This window comes from Erwinia sp. AnSW2-5 (assembly GCF_045107195.1).
Taxonomy (GTDB): domain Bacteria; phylum Pseudomonadota; class Gammaproteobacteria; order Enterobacterales; family Enterobacteriaceae; genus Erwinia.
This window is the reverse complement of sequence record NZ_JBJGXA010000005.1, coordinates 370,038-389,099: the sequence shown is the minus strand read 5'-3', so window position 1 is coordinate 389,099 and position 19,062 is coordinate 370,038. Positions and strand designations below refer to the sequence as shown.

The window sequence follows — 19,062 nt, the reverse complement described above, 5'->3', positions numbered from 1 at the left end:
GAAGCGACCTAAGGGCGGCTTAATTGCCGCCTCAACGTCAAAACCCAATTCAAAATCCAAAAGCTAAGAAATCAAAAAACACCAAAAGCCAAAATGGCCAAAAAGCTATTTGTGTTTGGTTTGGATTTTGACCTGGATGTTGACCTTTGAGCGGCAATTAAGCCTCGCCGAAGGAGAGCGGATTTCCAGGACGAGCCAAAAGGACGTTGGCGAGAGGGCGTGCCGGGACAGGGATGTCCCGGCACAACCGGTCCGGCCGGAAAGCCGGTTGACTGAGGGAACCCGCTGAAAGCGGGCGATGCGCCTGCCGCAAGCCCGAGGTCAAGGGGCGGCGGCGACTGGCCGCCCCCCTAAGATTGAACAGCATTCTCAGCCTCGTCATTCGCCTGCGCAGCCAGCAAATCCAACAGCTTATTAATGGCAAATCCGGCGGCTCCCAGCGCCCACATCCGGCTGGACTCCGTGAGGAATTGCAGCGGCGTGGTTTGCGGCGTCAGCTTCAGACGGTAAGCCTGGAAACTGAGCGTGATATGGTCGAGCAGGATGCGCGAAGCCATCTGCGGCTCCATCGCCAGATACACCACGTCGGGATCATAGGCAATCGACAGGTTCGCCAGCGAAACCCCTAAGTGACGCCCCGCCTCCTCCAGCGCTTCCAGTGCCTCCGGCGTCGGTGCTGCATCCAGCGACTTCAGCGTCACGGATTGACTCTCCGGGCCGGAAGCCACGCGCTGGAGAATCGCCCGCGAAGAGGCGACATCCTCCAACAGGCGCATTGAGCCATCACCCAGCAGCGCATGACCAATCTCCCCCGCTTTTCCATGTCGGCCACGGTAAAGCTGACGATCCAGCAAAATACCGGCACCGATCCCTTTGCCGTAGGTGGCGATCACCGCTGACTGCACATTGCCCATCTGGCCAAAGACCATCGCCGCCATCGCCATCGCATTGGCATCATTCTCGATAAACACCGGCAACGAGAAACGCTCGGACAGCAGCTGCGCTATCGGCACATTATCCCAGTCCAGCACGTTAGAGCGGATACAGATGCCCTGCTCCGCGTCGACCAGGCCAGACAGCGCCAGCCCGATAGCACTGACGCGCTTTCCCTCCACGCCACGTAAAAATTTCGCCAGCGCATCACTGAGCTGGCGTGGTGTCATGGCACCTGACGGGATCTGCTGTTCACCGAGTAAATTCCCGTTGAGATCCGTCATCACAATCAGGTTGCGTTCGGCATTCAGCTGGATGCCCACCACGCTGGCGCGCTCAGGATTCAGCCCCAGCAGCGTTTTCGGCCGTCCCATTGAAACCCGCCGCAGCCCCAGCTCCTGAATAATTTCCTGGGCCAGCAGCCGGTTGGTGGCCTGTGAGACCGTCGACATACTCAGCCCGGTCCTTACTTTCAGGTCGGACTGGCTGATCGGGGCATTTTCAACAATCAGGCGCAGAATGCGCGCGGTTACGTTTGGCGCTGTCATCGTTCCCTTTATTCAGCAAATGAAGCGTTATGGTGGGCCAGCAGCAACGCGCCTGCCAGCGCATCCTGCTGCGGCGCCACCAGCAGTGTGCGGATGTCATCATCCAGCCAGCGTTCGATTGGCGCAGCCAGCCCGCCCATCAGGGCAATGTGACCGCTGCTCAGCAGGCGCAGGCGGCGGACTATCATCGCGATATCATCGGCGGTTTGACGTATTAACGTTACTGCATGAGGGTCCTGCGCGGCGGCGGCGCTGAACACCTCGGGCACCACGCGCGCCCAGTCGCCTGGCGTCGCGGTACGCGTCCACAACAGCATGGTTTCCGCACTGTGCTGAAAACGTGCCATCACGGTCTGGGTAAAATCGGTTTTGACGATCAGATCTTCATGAGCCAGCAGCGCCTGACGCAGCGCCCGGCGGCCCAGTTCGGCACCCGAACCCTGATCGGAGAGCGCAAACCCCCAACCGCCCAACAGCGTAAAGCATTCACCATCCCAGGCGGCACCCTGGCTGCCAGTGCCGACGATCAACACGGCACCCGCACTGCCTGCGTGAGCGCCAGCACAGGCGATTTCCACATCACTCAACACCTGCAAAGAAGCACTTGCTGGTTGCCACGCTTCCAGCTTTGCTGCTACGGAGGCAACATTGGCCCCCGCCAGCCCCGCCACCAGCGCGGTTCTCGTCAGCGCGTCAGGCGGAAGGCCCGCCGAGGCAATCGCCTGGGCTATCAGCTGTTCAACGCTGTCGATGGCCTGTGTATAGTTTGACCAGACATTGGCCGCCCCCCCCGTCACTTCGGCCAGTAGAATGCCATGTTTATCCGTCAGCCGCGCGCGGCAATGAGTGCCACCGCCGTCAATACCAAGGAGATAGTCAGAATGCACGGGCTGCTCCCACGTTAATCGCTGTGAATCGTTGTTTCATTATTGACCGAACGATAGGTGAAAAAAACTTAAATCGCAATAACAAATAAATATGACGAAAGTCACCTTTATTAAAGTTGTTTTATAACAGTGCGTTAACAGATAACTCTGGGAAATGCCTCAGCCAGGTTGTTGACATTAGTTTTCCTGTCGTAATAAGTTGGTGGTCAGATAATCCCCAGCGAACCCGTCTGCATACGGTTAACTGGCCTTCACCTCACGCTCATGCATTTCCGTCAGGGGTTTTAACATGAAAGTAGGCATTATCGGTCTGGGTTTTCGCCTGTCCCATGTGGTTCACGAGTTCAGCAAAGCCGACCCATCTTTTGCAATCGCAGGCTATTTCGACCCCGCCCCGGCGGGTCTGCCTAATCTGGCCAGTTTTGGTATTGCGCCCGGTACGGCCTTTGACTCCATCGATGCACTGCTGCAGGCAGGTGAACTCGATCTGATTCTGGTGGGTTCTCCCAACTTTATGCATCTGGAACACATTCGCCAGGCGCTGGCGGCGGGCTACCGCGTGTTCACTGAAAAGCCGGTGGTGATCAACGAAGAGCAGACGATGGAGATGGCGAAGCTGGTACGCCAGTACGGCAAGGACCGCATTCTGGTCGGCCTGGTACTGCGCTATTCCCCGCTCTACCACGATCTGCTGGCTGCCCGCGACCAGAACCGTCTGGGGGAAATCACCTCGATTGAAGCCACCGAGCACATCAAACCGTATCACGGTGCTTTTTTCCAGCGCGACTGGCGCCGCCTGGAGAAGTATGCCGGCCCTTATATTCTGGAAAAATGCTGCCATGATATCGACCTCTATCAGGGGCTGATGGCTGAGCGTCCGGTGCGGGTAGCCAGCTTTGGCGGCCGCAAGTCGTTCACGCCTCAACATGCACCGCAGGGGGCGATCACCGCCGCGTCCGAGATTTACCACGAGAAGCCGAGCGGCTGGTCCAGCACTGATGCGGTATTTGACAGTGATGCCGATATTGTTGACTACCAGACGGCGATCATTGAATACGCCAGCGGTGCCACCCTGTCCTTTCACGCCAATCTGAATGTGCCTGACGAGTTCCGCCGTTTCTGCGTGATTGGCACCGACGGCATGGCCGAAGGGGACTTTGTGCGTAACTACTTCCGCGTTCACAACGCACGCACGGGCGAAAAAGAAGTGGATACCGCTTACGGTGGCAATGCGTACGACGGTCATTACGGTGCCGATGCGCTGATGGCAGAAGAGATCGTCAAACACATCACACAGGGAACGCCGCTAAAAGTCTCGGTGGTGGATGCACTGGAAGCCGGTCTGACCGCCATTAAGATTGATGAAGCCCGCAAAACACGCCAGGTGATTGATTTAACCGAGACATGGAAAAAATTCGATGCCCACCAGGGCTAAACTGGAGGTGAGTTTGCACCTCCCCTGATCCGGTGTAGTCCCCCTCACCGGGCAGGCTGTCATCGCTTGAACGACTGGATCGTTATCTCAACCGGCTTTCGAGCCGGTTTTTTTTACTTTTTTATGCTGAATAACGTCTGCTTGCGGCCGATAATCACTCTGCGCTAAATTTACTCCCTCAGAAGAAGTCACGTTCATCTCTATCAGGTCAGGAATGTATGTTAACGACGCTTATTTATCGTAGTCGCCTGTGCAAAAGCGTCAGTCCGTATTTTCTGAAACGTCTTGCGGGTAAAGCCCAGCGCTTTAATGAAACGGTCAATGTCACCGGGATTTTACTTTTCGATGGTGACTATTTTTTCCAGATACTGGAAGGCCCTTCTGAGTCCATTGATCAGGTATTCTGCCGCGTCAGCGTCGACCCCCGCCACACCCAGATTGTGCAACTGATGCGTGATTATGCCCCAGACCGCCGCTTCGGCAGGCTGGGCATGGCGATGATTGATATGCGTGATGCCAGCGCAGAGGCGATCATTGAGCAGGTCCTGAGCCAGGGCACCGCCAGATACCCACTTACCTATGGTGACCGGGTATTTAAATTCATCAGAACCTTTGTGAACGGGCCGCGCAAAAACGAACTTTCCCTGCCTGATGACAGCGCCCGGTGGAATTTTCAGTGCCGGGAAGCGTCCGTTCAGGTCATGCCAGTGGTGTCTGAACTGGCCGCCTGCCAGTTTGCGCTTCAACCGGTTGTTGAACCGTGTACAGGAAAAATAAGCTATCTGGAAGCCCTGATCCGAGGCCCTTCTGGCGGTTCCCCCGCCGATTATTTCGCCACCATTCCGGTTGATAAACTGTACGAAACCGATCTCCATGCCAAAGATGCCGCCTTTGCGCTGGCCAGACAGATGGATATTGGCAGCGTGCAGATCGCGGTGAATCTTCGGCCAATGTCGCTGGTGATGGTGCCCGGCGCCGTGAATATCTTACTGGAACAGATCGCCCGCAATGGCCTGGTGCCGGAACAGGTGGTGGTGGAAGTGACCGAAGATGAGTTTATTTCCCGCTTTGATGAGTTTGAAATAGCCATCCATCAGCTGCGTAATGCCGGGATCAGCCTGGCTATCGATGATTTTGGCGCGGGATTTGCCGGGTTATCTTTGCTGGCGCGGCTCCAGCCAGAAAAACTGAAGATTGATCGCTGTCTGATTGAAGCCATTCATATCAATGGTCCCAAACAGGCGATTGTTCAGGCCATCGTTAACTGCTGCGCCTCGCTGGAGATCACCGTGGTCGCCGAAGGGGTGGAAACCGCCGCCGAGTGGCGCTGGCTGGAAGCCGCAGGTATCCGCCATTTCCAGGGATATCTGTTTGCCAGGCCGCTGCTCAATGGCATTCCCGCCGTGGCCTGGCCGTATAAAGTGTAAAGCGATCGATACCCCACGCCATTGCTAGCGCGCCGGGTATCGGGTCAGAGCCTTTATCCTGTTATGTGGCGGTGGTAAAACGTGAAACGGAATGCAGCAGCCCTTCCGCCTGATCGCGCAGGGAGTTTGCCGCCGATGACGACTGTTCAACCAGCGCCGCATTTTGCTGTGTGACGTTATCCATCTCGTTAATGGCTACGCCCACCTGCGAGATACCCCGATTCTGTTCGTCTGAAGCCTGAGCAATCTCCTGTAAGATCCCGGTCACGCTCTCCGCAGAGGTGACAATGTCACGCATAGTGTCACCCGCCTGCTCCACCAGCCCGGCGCCCAGATCAATCTGCCTGACCGATGCCTCAATCAACCCGCCAATTTCTTTCGCTGCCTCAGCGCTGCGTTGTGCCAGATTTCTCACTTCACTGGCCACCACGGCAAAACCACGCCCCTGCTCCCCGGCGCGCGCGGCTTCAACGGCGGCATTCAGCGCCAGAATATTGGTCTGGAACGCGATGCTGTTAATCACCGAGGTGATTTCACTGATTTTTGTCGAGCTGGCCGTAATCGCCTGCATGGTTTCCGTCACCTGGGTCACAATTTTCCCGCCTTTATTGGCCATTTCCGCTGTGGTCTCGGCAAGGCTGGTGGAGTGATGGATATTATCAACGTTATGCTTCACGGTGGCGGTGAGCTGTTCCATGCTGGCAGCGGTCTGCTCCAGCGCAGCGGCCTGCTCTTCCGTGCGTGAAGACAAATCATTATTCCCATCAGCAATCTCGGCAGACGCCAGGTTCACCTGCGAAACGCCAGCGCGAATATCACTGATAATACGGCGCAAATCTTCATTCATACCGCCAATGGCATTGGTGAGTTCACCCATTTCATCACGGCGTGAAGTGGCAAGGTTAGTGCTGAGATCCCCGGCAGAAATACGCTGGGTAAAGACCAGAATGGCGGATAACGGCGTGGTAATTTGACGGGTGATAATCAGGGTAGTTGCGATACCCACGATCACCGCCGTCAGCAGAATGATCGTCATCCAGAAAATGGCTTCGCCGATATCGGTTTGCGTGGCAGCAATTTCATCTTCAAACAGTCGACCACTGATGGTGGTGAGAGTCGATCCTGCCTTCGCCAATGCAACGGTTGCCTCCTGCTCTGCCAGGAACGATGCGCGATAGCCTGCCACCGTCTCTTTTTTCTGATTCAGTAAACTGATGACGTGCTGTAAACGTTCGCTGTTTTCTGGCGTCAACTGCGGAACCAGATTTTGCATTAACTGCACTGACTCTGCCAGAAAGCTGGTTAATGCGTTCTGCGCGGCTTCCGTATTTTGCAATTCGAGCAGCATTAACCTGGCGGAGACGCCATCAAGACGTTTGTTCACCTCTTCCAGTGCCGACTCCAGCACTGCGGTATCGGTGCGGCCTGCATAGCCTGAGGCGATCTGCGCGATGGTGTTTTTCTCTTCAGTGACAGACAGTGCGTTGGCGATCTGAGTGCGTTTTTTGGTTTCGAGAACCGTTTCGGTACGCTTATTACGGTATTCTGTGATCAGTCCGGTCAGGCTGTTGAGCAATGTCTGCTGTTCATGGTGCCAGGTGAGTTTTTTCAGCAGGCCAATCTTGGCTTCGATTTGCTGTAAGTGCTGATCGTTAGCGCTGATAAACTGCTCGTCATGGGTTTTGATAAATTGCATGCGAGTATCCTTCGCCAGCGCAAACTGATCGGTCACCAGTTTCAACATGCGAACTTTATCTGCCCGGTCGGCGATATCATTAAGGTTTTTAATGCCACAGAGGGCAACGGCGACGCTGAGGATCAGCACAATGCCGAAACCTGACATTAATTTTTTCCCAACGGCCATATTTTCAAAGTAAACAAACAACTTTTTCATTCGATAACCTTCCATTGTTGAATAACAATTGTTTAGTAAAATCGCTAAGTTATCGGCACGTTTTGTTAAAAAAAGCAGTTTATTTAGTTAATTAACTATCACGGGATGGTCCTGTTGTTACTGTAAAAAGATTTATCTAAAATCACCGTGACAATGCGAACCCTCTTTGCCGACCTTATGTTTCAGACAGCCAGCGATGTGAACCTGACCCTTAGCGCACACCATCAACACGGTTCGACCGGAACAAAAGGTCGAACCCTACACCCGTAGTGGCTGACCCTCTTTTTCGGTCAGCCAGTGACCTGGAGCTGACCCTCAGCGCACACCATCAGCACGGTTCGACCGGAACAAAAGGTCGAACCCTACACCCGTAGTGGCTGACCCTCTTTTTCGGTCAGCCAGTGACCTGGAGCTGACCCTTAGCGCACACCATCAGCACGGTTCGACCGGAACAAAAGGTCGAACCCTACACCGTAGTGGCTGACCCTCTTTTTCGGTCAGCCCGAGATGCAAATCTTCCAGCCATTGACTGTTTAAATTCAGAAAGTATTTTTGTTGAACGATGTTATTTTGTTTTTCCTGGAAAATAGAAATGTCTTTTTCACCACCTCTGGAGGATCCTCTTACCGATATACCTAACATGAGACCCGATGACATCTTGCGGCAAAGCGACAACGGCAAGACAAAACACCACGCAAAGGTGATTTTTCAGTAACATGCTCGCTAAAATGGTGATACACCTGACCATGTAGTTTTATATGCTTTTTTACCTTAAAGAAAGACGCTCAACAGCCGCCCTGTTGCTGTAAAACACATATTGAAGTGTTATTGATGATTTGCAGGATTTGACAGGACAGCAGAAGAGGTGAGGTATAAAGTATTAATGGAAGTTTAATTTAGAAAATCGTTTCAGATGATGAAAGTTAAATTTTATCGACAATGCGTTAATGGTAATTTTTTTGTTCCTCAGTCGCAGATCTTCCTATTGTTAGATATTCTTTAATTCTGAGGTGTATGGATAAAAAGCGTCTTTTCTCTCAGCTTGAAAAATGGCCTTTAATCAACTTTGATCATGCTAAAGTCATTCTGGATGGAGATTATGGAAGTTTTAATGTCAGAACGTCGCTGTATGCCTATGATTGTGATGAAAATAAAGCAAAATTGTTTATTCGTGACGTGCCAACAGGAACGGACACTGCCGTGATCGCTGAAATATACACAGCATGGATAAAGGAATATAAAAAATAACAACTGGCATCCTTTACGTTAATTTATCGCTCTTTGAGGTCTGTTCTATGTCATTTCTTACTGATGTTATGAAGCGCATTAATACGGCAACGACATCGACCGTAACCTGCCCCTTGTGTGGGCACCGTTCATCCCATGCGGCCAGTAAAATCCGTCAAAACCAAACGTTACTTTGCCCTGCCTGTAAATCACTGTTTATTGTCAATAACAAATAATCGCTTACAAATTCTAATCACCGACCACCCTTCTTGCAGCTGCTGAATTTTGCTCGTTCACGCCATTCAGAGAGATCGTTTATGAAATGATTTCACAACTGCTCCTGTGCGTTCACCTCGCCTGACGAGCAATAATATGAAATTAAGTACTCAATCCTCACTGATGACGACGTTGCGCACAAAAATTGCCACGATAAAATCATCCTGGACAGGGTCACCCGCCCGCACGACGGATAGTGTGATCAAAGCAGAGTTATTTTCAGCGGCTCAGATGGAACATTTCGGTCAGAAGCTGGCGCGTTCGCATCGATTATCACCCGATAAGCTCCCCTGGTATCTGTTGAAGCGCCTGGATGACAATGAAACAGTCATTGCCCAAAACTGCTATCTGCTCAATAAAGTCGATAAAATCAGTATTGCCCCGGCGGGTGAATGGTTACTGGATAACTATTATCTGATTGAAGAACAGATCCGCATGGTGCGTCATCATTTGCCGAAAAACTTTGGCAAAGGCCTTCCGGTTCTGGCTTCCCCTCATTTCTGCCCACGTATTTATGATATTGCTTTCGAGGCCATTTCCCACGGTGACGGGCGCTGGGATGTCAGCAGTCTGTCGGGCTATATCAACGCCTATCAGCGGGTAACGCCTCTCACGTTGGGTGAACTCTGGGCCTTGCCCGGTATGTTACGCCTGGCGTTGATCGAAAATCTGCGGCGGGTCAGCAGCGAAGTGGCTCAGGCGCAAAAGGAGCGTAATCTTGCCGATGAGTGGGTCAGCCAGATTATCACCTGTGCTGAAACAACCCCGGCCGACCTGGTGATGGTCATTGCTGATATGGCCCGCTCGCGCCCGCCACTCAGCAGCGCGTTTGTTGCCGAACTGGTCCGCCGATTACAGGGGCGTGGCAACCTGCTTGCCCTGCCCCTGACCTGGATGGAGCAGCGGCTGGCGGAAACAGGCATCACCACCGACCTGCTGATCCACCGTTTTAATCAGCAGCTCGCGGCCAGCCAGCTCTCTGTCAGTAACAGCATTGCCGGATTACGGCTGTTAAGTGAAACCAACTGGGCCGATTTTTGTGAAGCGCAAAGCCTGGTGGAGCAGATGCTTCGTGAGGATCCTGCCGGGATCTACCCGCTGATGCATTTTGATACCCGCGACCATTATCGCCATGTGATTGAGAAGCTGGCCCGCACCAGCCGCTTCAGTGAACTGGATGTGACCCGCCACGTGCTGGCATTGTCACAGGCGGCCAGTGGTGCCCAGCCGCAGCATCATATCGGCCAGTATTTGATTGGCGAAGACCGCCATGTCCTCGAAGAGCGCCTGTCCGCAAACACAAACTGGTTAACGCATCTCCGCCACCGGTTCAATCAGCAACCCCTGCTCACCTGGCTTGGCAGCCTTAGCCTGCTGACCGTTGCCTGTACTGCAGAGGTGTTGCATGCGACAGCCGAACAGGGATTGCGCTGGCCACTGCTGCTGCTGGCGGTGCCGCTGTCGGTAGCGATCAGTCAGGTCGTCCTGCACCTGCTCAGTGACGCCACAACGCGCTTTCGCACCCCTGAACCATTGCCTCGAATGGATTTCTCCAGCGGCATCCCGGCGGAATTCAGTACACTGATTGTCACTCCCTGCCTGCTGACCAGCCGTCAGGCAACCGACGCGCTACTGAATAACATGGAAGTCTGTTATCTGGGGAATAACAGTGCAAGTCTTTACTTTGCACTGCTGACCGACTTCAGTGATGCCCCGACAGAACATTCACCTGAAAATGCTGCGCTGCTGGCCTGGGCGATTTCACAGGTCGAAGCCCTTAATCGTCGCTATGCGCCGGATCGTCCGCTGTTCTTTTTGCTGCACCGCTCACCAGAATGGAACCCGCAGCAGGGTGTGTGGATGGGCTATGAACGTAAAAGGGGTAAACTGGCGGCCCTGAACAGCTGGTTGCGCCAGCCCGGTTCGCAGTTCTCCCATCGTGTCGGGGATGAAAAACCGTTCCCTGCCCGCATCAGGTACGTCATTACCCTGGACAGCGACACCGTATTGCCCCGTGACACGGCGCACAAACTGGTGGCGACGATGGCGCATCCGCTGAATCATCCGGTTTATGACGCGGCGGCAGGCCGGGTGATCAAAGGTTACGGGATTTTGCAGCCTGGGCTGGCCGAAGAGATCCCACGTTCAGGACAGGGTCGCTATGCCGCGATCTGTAGCAGCGTACCGGGTAATAATCCCTACTCGATGATGTCGTCTGATATCTATCAGGACCTGTTTGGCGAAGGCGCCTTCGTGGGTAAAGGGATCTATGATGTCGATATTTTTACGCAGTCCATGCAGAACACCTGCCCCGACAATCTGGTACTGAGCCACGATCTGCTGGAAGGCTGTTATGCCCGCTCCGGGCTACTGAGCGAAGTGCTGCTTTACGAACAGTATCCGGCCAATTATCTGTCTGATGTTGCACGCCGTACCCGCTGGATACGCGGCGACTGGCAACTGCTCAACTGGCTTAAATTGCGGGTGAGAAAAGCCGATGGTTCGCGTGAGAAGAATCCGTTAAATACTTTATCGCGCTGGAAATTATTCGATAATCTTCGCCGCAGTCTGGTTGCGCCATCGCTGTTACTGCTGATTTTTTCCGCCCTGCTGCTGGTGCCCAACCCGCACTACTGGCTCGCCATGCTGGCGCTGATACTGCTGTTACCTGCTGCCTTGTCAATGGTTCAGGATCTGCTGTTCAGCAACCGTCCTCTCTGGCAACGCCTGGCTGCGGTCGCTTCAGGAACGCTGCGCCGCCTCACACACCTTATTATCACCCTCGCCACGTTGCCGCATGAAGCAGGCTACTCGCTGCTGGCGATAGTGAAAACGTTATGGCGCCTGGGGTTTTCCCGCCGCCACCTCAATCAGTGGGCCAGCGTTGACCCCAGTCACGAAGGGAACAAAACCTCCCCGCTGCGGTTTTACCGCGCCATGACATTCAACGTGGTTTGCGGTGTGCTGCTGCCCGTCCTGAGCGCCCGTTATGCACCGTCACTGCCTGGTTTTGCCCTTCCCATTGGCGTTCTGTGGTGCCTGGCTCCCTTACTCCTGAGCTGGCTGAGCCGCTCCCCAGCGCCCGTCGCGGTGGCGCTGAATGCCGGGCAAAAACGCTATTTACGCCAGAACAGTCGTGAAATATGGGCATTCTTCGACCAGTTCACTAATGCAGAAGAGAACTGGCTGCCGCCGGATAATTATCAGGAGTTCCCGCAGCCCACCGTTGCCCATCGGACATCGCCGACCAATATTGGTTTGTCGCTGATGGCCAACCTGACCGCTTACGATTTTGGTTACATCCCCAGCGGTGAAGTGCTGAGGCGGGTATCGCTCACCCTGGACACGCTGGATAAGATGGAGCATCACCGTGGGCATCTGTACAACTGGTACGACACCCGCACGCTGAAGCCGCTTAATCCGCGCTATGTGTCCAGCGTTGATAGCGGAAATATGGCCGGGCACCTGTTAACACTGAGCGCCGGTCTATTGCAGTTACGTCACCAGCCTGTCATCGACATTGATCAGATGCTGGCAGGCCTGGATGACACCCTCACGCTGCTGGAAAGCCGCTGGGGGCAACATGCGCCAACGACCCTGCGCCAGTTGCATATACACTGCCATAACGCGCTGGAACTGCCTCCATCACAGTTACTGGGTGAACTCAGAACTATGCAGGCATTAAGCCTGCGTCTGCATCCCACGATCTCCGATGACAACGGTCCCATCAGTCACTGGATTGGTCATCTTCAGCACCAGCTGACATTATTCTGCCATGCCTGGTCTTCACTGCTGGGTTGGATCCCCGCAGACTGGCCGCAAACCGCGCTGCCTTCACTGGCGTGGTTGTCCACCGCCACACCTGCGGGCGAAGGTTCACCCACTGCCGCAACGCTGGCAGCGGCACGCATGCAGATCGACATTATTGCCGAACTGGAACAGCGGCTGGCGGCACATGCCCGCATGGATTTCACCTTCCTCTACAACGACGTCACCAGCCAGCTCAGCGTGGGCTATGACTGTGACAACAACAGGCTGGACACCAGTCATTACGATCTCTTCCCGTCGGAGATCCGCCTGACAACCTACCTGACCATCGCCACCAATCAGCTACCGCTCAAAAGCTGGTTTGCCCTGGGACGCCTGTTCACCCGCATCGATCGCGATACGGCGCTGATGTCCTGGAGTGGCTCAATGTTTGAGTACTTAATGCCTAATCTGGTGATGCCCACCTATCCGGGCAGCCTGCTGAAACAGATGAGCCTTTCCGCGGTAAACCGACAGATTGAGTGGGGCAAACAGCGCGGCGTGCCCTGGGGCATTTCAGAGTCAGGGTATTACGCCTTTGACCCCTCACAGAATTATCAGTACCACGCCTTTGGTGTTCCCGGTCTTGGCTTAAAACGCGGCCTGGCGGGCGATATGGTGGTGGCGCCTTATGCTACATTCCTCGCACTGCTGGTCGCGCCGCACAAAGCCTGTGACAATCTTGCCGTCCTGGAAAAAAACGGCGCGCGTGGCGAATATGGTTTCTATGAAGCGCTGGATTACACCCCTTCCCGTCAGGCCAGTGGCCAGCGGTTTGCCGTGGTCCGTTCCTGGATGGCGCATCACCAGGGCATGTCGTTTCAGGCGTTATCTCACCTGTTACACCATGCTCCGATGACTGACCGGTTTATGGCCGTCCCGGCATTTCAGTCGGCGCGTTTGCTGTTGCAGGAGCGGGTGCCGAATAATATCGAACTCTACAGCCCGCGCAGGCACTTCGACGCACCGGAAGGAACGCTGTTACCGGTTCACTATGATCCCCGGGAATTTACGGATGTGGACAGCGACGCGCCTGAAGTCCAGCTGTTGTCGAACGCGCGTTATCATCTGATGGTGACACAGGCAGGTGGGGGTTACAGCCGCTGGAACGGTCTGGCCCTCACCCGCTGGCGCAGCGATACCACCTGTGATAACTGGGGTTCGTGCTGCTACATCAGCGATGTGAAAAGCGGAGAAGTGTGGAGCAACACCTGGCAGCCTTCCGGCTCGACGCCCGATGATTACAAAGCCTCCTTCACCGATGCCGGGGCCGAGTTCACGCGCAGGCAGGGAACGCTGCATATCAAAACGCAGATTGTCGTTTCCCCCGAAGATGACATCGAACTGCGCCGTGTGACGCTGGTCAACAGAGGACGTCAGCCACGGAGGGTGGACCTTACCAGCTACGCCGAAGTGGTGCTGGCTTCCGCCGACAGCGACCTGGCCCATCCCGCGTTCAGCAACCTGTTTGTTCAAACCGAGTGGGTATCGGCCCAGGAAGCAATCCTCTGTCACCGCCGGGCGCGCACGCCGGAGGAACAGAGTCCGTGGCTGTTCCATATGATGGTGGTCCATGGCAGAACGGAGAAAACAGCCTCGTTTGAAACCGATCGTGCCGCTTTCCTCGGGCGCGGAAATGACACCGCGAACGCCCTCGCTCCCACCAGGAGCGGGCCGCTGAGCAATAACGTTGGTGCGGTACTCGACCCGGTGATGGCCCTGCGCCAGCCGCTATTGTTACTCCCCGGTGAACCGGTCACCATCGATATCATTTACGGCGTGACGGAGAGCCGCGCACAGAGCCAGGCATTGCTGGAAAAATACCGGGACTCGCCGATTGCCGATCGTGTCTTTGAGCTGGCATGGTCACACAGCCAGATTGTACTGCGCCAGATTAATGCCAATGAAGACGACGCCTCACTGTTCAATCGCCTTGCCAGCGCGGTGCTGTTCCCTGGCCCTGAACTGCGTGCAGAGGCGCAGATTATTGCCCGTAATCGCCGTGGGCAAAGCGGCCTGTGGGGATGGACGATCTCCGGCGATCTGCCGATTGTGATCCTGAATGTCACCCATTCGGACAGCATCCCATTGATCAATACGCTGATGCAGGCCCACCATTACTGGCGTCTGAAAGGTCTGGCTGTCGATCTGGTGATCCTCAATGACGGGCCGGGAGGTTATCAGCAGACGCTGCACAACCAGATTACGGATCTGATCGCTGCCAGGTCTGATCCGGGGATGACGGATAAGGCGGGGGGAATATTCTTACGCAATGGTCAGCATCTCTCCGCTGAGGATCGCACGCTGCTGATGAGTGTGGCACGGGTGGTCATTGACGACCGCGCGGGCGGGCTGGAAGAGCAACTCAATTTGCGTGTTCAGGGGGCGGTCTCTTCTTCGCTGGCCCTGGTGACGCCTGCCGTGCTCCCGGTCAATCAGCACCTCGACTGGCAGCCGGATACCGCTGCTCTGCTCTGTTTCAATGGCCGGGGAGGATTCTCTCCCGATGGGCGCGAATATCAGATCCTGCTGGATGAGAGCGGGTCCACCCCTGCACCCTGGTCGAACGTGATGGCCAATGCCCAGTTTGGCACGGTGATTTCGGAGGCCGGACAAGCTTACACCTGGTATGAGAATGCGCACGAATACCGTCTTACGCCCTGGGAGAACGATCCCGTCAGCGACCGCTCAGGGGAAGCCTTCTATCTGCGTGATGAAGAAACCGGGGCCGTCTGGTCACCCACCACACTGCCCGTACAGGGACGGGGTGCCTATCTGAGTCGACACGGATTTGGCTACAGCGTTTTCAGCCATCGGGAAACCGGGCTGGATAGCGAACTGACCGTGCTGGTGGCAGAAGATGCACCGGTGAAGCTGGCGATGTTAACCCTCACCAACAACTCAGGCCGCATTCGAAGAGTCTCTGTCACGGGTTACGTTGAATGGACGCTGGGCGAATCACGCAGCAAGTCTGCCATGCATATCATCACGCACCCTGCCGCCGTCAGCAGCGGCTGCGGCGTGCTTGCCAGCAACTACTACAACAGCAACGGTTCTGAAAGAACGGCATTCTTTGCCGTGACCGGTGCGCACTGTTCACTGACGGGCGACAGGCGGGCCTTCCTCGGCCGCCACGGCTCGCGCCGTTCACCTGCGGCGATGCAACAGCAGCGGCTGCCGGATACCACGGGTGCAGGGCTTGATCCCTGTGCGGCGGTGCAGTCAGCCACCACACTGATTGATGGCGATCAGCGTACCTTCATCTTCGTGCTGGGCCTCGGGCAGAATCAGCAGGACGCGGAAGCGCTTATCGCCCGATATCTGAATGAGGATGCCGCCCGCCATGAGCTGGCGCAGGTGCATCAGCACTGGCACCACATTCTGGATAAAGTGGTGGTCACCACGCCCGAACCATCAGTCAACCTGCTGGTTAACGGCTGGCTGCTTTACCAGACGCTGGCCTGCCGCATTATGGCGCGCAGCGGCTACTACCAGTCGGGCGGCGCATTCGGTTTCCGCGATCAGTTGCAGGATACGCTTGCCCTGAGCCATACCGCGCCTGAGCGCCTGCGCGAACAGATTATTCTTTGTGCCTCCCGGCAGTTTATTGAGGGCGATGTCCAGCACTGGTGGCATCCTCCCCTCGGGAATGGCGTGCGTACCCACTGTTCGGATGACTACCTCTGGCTGCCGCTGGCGATGTGTCATTACGTCACCACCACCGGCGATATGACGCTGCTGGAACAGTCCGTTCCCTGGCTGGAAGGCAAACACCCGCAACCCGGTGAAGAATCCGTTTACGAGCAACCGACGATCAGTGCTCACGAAGATAGCGTCTGGCTGCATGGCCTGAAAGCCCTGCTCCACGGCCTGCGTTTTGGTCAGCACGGCCTGCCGCTGATGGGCACAGGAGACTGGAATGACGGGATGAATTTGGTGGGCAGTGAAGGTAAAGGCGAAAGCGTCTGGCTTGGCTTCTTCCTCTACGATATTTTGCGGCGGTTTGGTGCGCTGGCGGAACAGCGGCAGCAAAAGGATATCGCCCTGCGATGCCGTAAAGAGGCCGACCAGCTGCGCGATAACCTGAACAGCGCTGGCTGGGACGGCGAATGGTATCGACGTGGCTATTTTGATAACGGCGAACCGCTGGGATCCCACCTGTCACAGGCCTGCCAGATTGATGCTATCGCCCAGAGCTGGGCTGTGCTCTCCGGTGCCGGAACGCCGGAACAGTGCGCACAAGCAATGCAGGCACTGGATGCACGACTGGTTGATGACGATGCCGGGATGATCAAACTGCTCACGCCGCCGTTTAATGGCGATGGACCCAATCCCGGTTATATCCAGGGCTACGTTCCCGGCGTGCGTGAAAACGGCGGGCAGTATACGCATGGCGCTATCTGGGCGGTAATGGCCTTTGCACAGATGGGCAACAGTGAAAGAGCCTGGCAGCTGTGGTCGCTGATCAATCCGGTGAATCACAGTCTGGATGCTGATGCCGTAGCGCGCTATAAAGTTGAACCTTACGTGATGACGGCAGATATCTACAGTGTGGCACCGCACACCGGACGCGGTGGATGGAGCTGGTACACCGGATCGGCGGGCTGGGCTTACCGCCTGCTGGTTGAGTCTTTGCTGGGGATTACGCGCCATGCGGATACGCTGGCGGTCCGGCCATTACTGCCTGCACACTGGCCTTCCGTCAGCCTGACGTACCAGCATGGCAGCAGTGAATATCATATTCAGGTCATGCGCAGTGAGGGGGTTTATCACATTACGCTGGATGGCGTGGACCTGACGGAGGCGCGTATTCCGTTACAGGATGATGGTCAGCACCATCATGTAACGATCTACCTGGGAGAGGAACCTCAGTCCGGCACCCGCTGACGACATACGGTCAGCAGCAGCTGCCGCAGCCAGCGGTGGGCCGGGTCGACTTCCGAGCGCGGGTGCCACATCTGCGACACAGTAATCGTGCCGGTTTTGACCGGCAGTTCAAAGCAGTGCAACAGCCCGGCAGGCTGATTCAGCAGGAAGGATGCGGGCACCAGCGCCACCAGATCGGACGCACGCGCCACGGCCAGCGCCGCCGGAAAAGCGGGCACCACGGCGCTGACCTGGCGTTGTACACCCTGCTCTGCCAGCGCCCGATCCACCGGGCCTTCTGCCCGCCCGCTGCGGGATGCCACCACATGCCCCCAGGCCATATAGTCGCTGACGCTGACTTCAGGTAACTGCGACAGCGGATGCCCCTGGCGCACCACCCCGACGAAACGGTCGTGGAACAGCGCCTGCACACGAATTTCCGGGCCCATTTCCCCCATCACACCGATCTCCAGATCGACGCGCCCTTCGCGCAGCGGCTTGACGCTTTTCTCCGGTTTGGGCGCAAACACCAGACGTACCAACGGCGCAGATGCCGCCGCCGCTGCGATCAGCGCCGGGCCGAACGCTTCAACAAAACCGTCATTGGCGCGCAGCGTAAACGTGCAGTCCAGGCTGGCGGGATGCTGTTCGGCCACCGCTGGGCGCAGCACCGCACGGGCTTCAAAGACCGCGTTCTGACTGCGTTCGCGGATCGCTTCGGCCCAGGGCGTCAGTACCATATTGCGCCCGGCACGCACCAGCAACGGATCACCCGTCACGCTTCGCAGGCGGCTGAGGGTGCGGCTCATCGCCGAGGCGCTTAAGCCCAGGCGACGGGCGGCGGCCGCCACGCTGGCCTCAGCCAGCAGCACATCCAGCGCAATCAGTAAGTTGAGATCGGGTTCGGTCATCAGCGCACCAGCGCCGCCAGCTCAGGCTCCGCCATCAGCCGCTGCCAGGCGTGCTCCACCGCGTGAGGCACATCCACATGGCCGATAAAGCCGAGGCCGAGAGGACCATAGCCTTCTTTGTCATCACGCAGTCGCCTGACTTCCCCCAGCACCATCGAAACATAGCGATCCATTGCCCACAATCCCTGTTGCGATGCCGCCCCGGCGATCAGCGGCTGGCCGTCCTGCAACACCAGCTGCGGTACAAACACCGGCCAGCTGATAAAGTCGGCCTGTTGCCCCTGGCGCTGCCACTCATGGCGGAAGGTTTCTGTGGTTCTGCGCTGCATCAGCGGGTCCTGAATCACGATGATGCGCTGCGCAGCCAGCTCACGCGTCAGTAGCGCCCGGCGACTGAACGCCGCATTTTCACCACAGTTACGTGACTGATCTTCAATGATCAGCTGATCGGCTCTGATGCCGCAAAGTTGCACGGCAGCATCGGCCAGCAGCTGTGCTTCGCTGGACGCATCGCTGTTCACCTGCACCGTGTGCAGCGCGCTTTTCAACAGTTCGGTGGAGTGACCGATGCCGCCGCTGAGTAACAGAGGTATATCCGTCGCCGCCAGTCGGCTAAATGCACCGAGTAATCCGGGCAGCACGGCATGGCCGGCAAGAATAGCCACATCGGCATGCAGTGCCTGCTCGCCGTGCACATCATTAACAGCAAGCCAGGGCGAAATGGTATTGAGATGGTCAATGTTCTGCGGGGTCAGGATCATATGCGGGAGCTTTTGCTAAGTGAACACCTGGCTGATGATATCACTGATACTTTACATTTTGCGAACGGGCATAGCGCTGGTGCTATGCCC

The 19,062-nt window shown here is 56.1% G+C and carries 10 protein-coding genes; 5 read left to right on the top strand and 5 right to left on the bottom strand.

All coding sequences use genetic code 11. The features are described from left to right. Positions 1 to 350: 350 nt before the first annotated feature. Positions 351 to 1,481, bottom strand: coding sequence for an ROK family protein (locus tag ACFL9S_RS06215; RefSeq protein ID WP_405260959.1), 1,131 nt, complete (start codon positions 1,479 to 1,481; stop codon positions 351 to 353). 8 nt (positions 1,482 to 1,489) lie between these two features. After that, a complete protein-coding gene (locus tag ACFL9S_RS06210; RefSeq protein ID WP_405260958.1) occupies positions 1,490 to 2,368 on the bottom strand; it encodes a BadF/BadG/BcrA/BcrD ATPase family protein in 879 nt (292 codons plus the stop codon). Positions 2,369 to 2,657: 289 nt separating this feature from the next. On the opposite strand from ACFL9S_RS06210, the gene ACFL9S_RS06205 reads away from it, so the two are divergent. Both ACFL9S_RS06205 and ACFL9S_RS06200 read left to right on the top strand, forming a co-directional pair. After that, positions 2,658 to 3,803: a Gfo/Idh/MocA family protein gene (locus ACFL9S_RS06205; protein ID WP_405260957.1), complete on the top strand. Its 1,146-nt coding sequence runs from the start codon at positions 2,658 to 2,660 to the stop codon at positions 3,801 to 3,803. Between the two features lie 218 nt (positions 3,804 to 4,021). Further along, positions 4,022 to 5,230, top strand: coding sequence for a diguanylate phosphodiesterase (locus ACFL9S_RS06200; protein WP_405260956.1), 1,209 nt, complete (start codon positions 4,022 to 4,024; stop codon positions 5,228 to 5,230). A gap of 61 nt (positions 5,231 to 5,291) precedes the next feature. Here ACFL9S_RS06200 and ACFL9S_RS06195 read toward each other — a convergent pair whose 3' ends face one another. Beyond that, positions 5,292 to 7,124, bottom strand: coding sequence for a methyl-accepting chemotaxis protein (locus ACFL9S_RS06195; RefSeq protein WP_405260955.1), 1,833 nt, complete (start codon positions 7,122 to 7,124; stop codon positions 5,292 to 5,294). A 1,014-nt stretch (positions 7,125 to 8,138) separates the two neighbouring features. Here ACFL9S_RS06195 and ACFL9S_RS06190 point away from each other — a divergent pair. The 3 genes from ACFL9S_RS06190 (at position 8,139) to ACFL9S_RS06180 (ending at position 17,321) form a co-directional block, all read left to right on the top strand. Further along, positions 8,139 to 8,372, top strand: coding sequence for a hypothetical protein (locus tag ACFL9S_RS06190; protein WP_405260954.1), 234 nt, complete (start codon positions 8,139 to 8,141; stop codon positions 8,370 to 8,372). Between the two features lie 47 nt (positions 8,373 to 8,419). Beyond that, a complete protein-coding gene (locus ACFL9S_RS06185; protein WP_405260953.1) occupies positions 8,420 to 8,587 on the top strand; it encodes a YnfU family zinc-binding protein in 168 nt (55 codons plus the stop codon). Positions 8,588 to 8,723: 136 nt separating this feature from the next. After that, a complete protein-coding gene (locus tag ACFL9S_RS06180; RefSeq protein WP_405260952.1) occupies positions 8,724 to 17,321 on the top strand; it encodes a GH36-type glycosyl hydrolase domain-containing protein in 8,598 nt (2,865 codons plus the stop codon). On the opposite strand, the gene ACFL9S_RS06175 is transcribed toward ACFL9S_RS06180, so the two are convergent. Together ACFL9S_RS06175 and ACFL9S_RS06170 are read right to left on the bottom strand one after the other, a co-directional pair. Continuing rightward, entirely contained in the window at positions 17,303 to 18,211 is a 909-nt protein-coding gene (locus ACFL9S_RS06175) for a LysR family transcriptional regulator (RefSeq protein ID WP_405260951.1), read from the bottom strand. The two genes, ACFL9S_RS06180 and ACFL9S_RS06175, sit on opposite strands and share 19 nt — an antisense overlap. Beyond that, on the bottom strand, positions 18,211 to 18,972 hold the full coding sequence (locus ACFL9S_RS06170) for a YdcF family protein (protein ID WP_405260950.1): 762 nt from the start codon (positions 18,970 to 18,972) through the stop codon (positions 18,211 to 18,213). The genes ACFL9S_RS06175 and ACFL9S_RS06170 overlap by 1 nt, the downstream gene beginning before the upstream one ends. Positions 18,973 to 19,062: the final 90 nt, after the last annotated feature.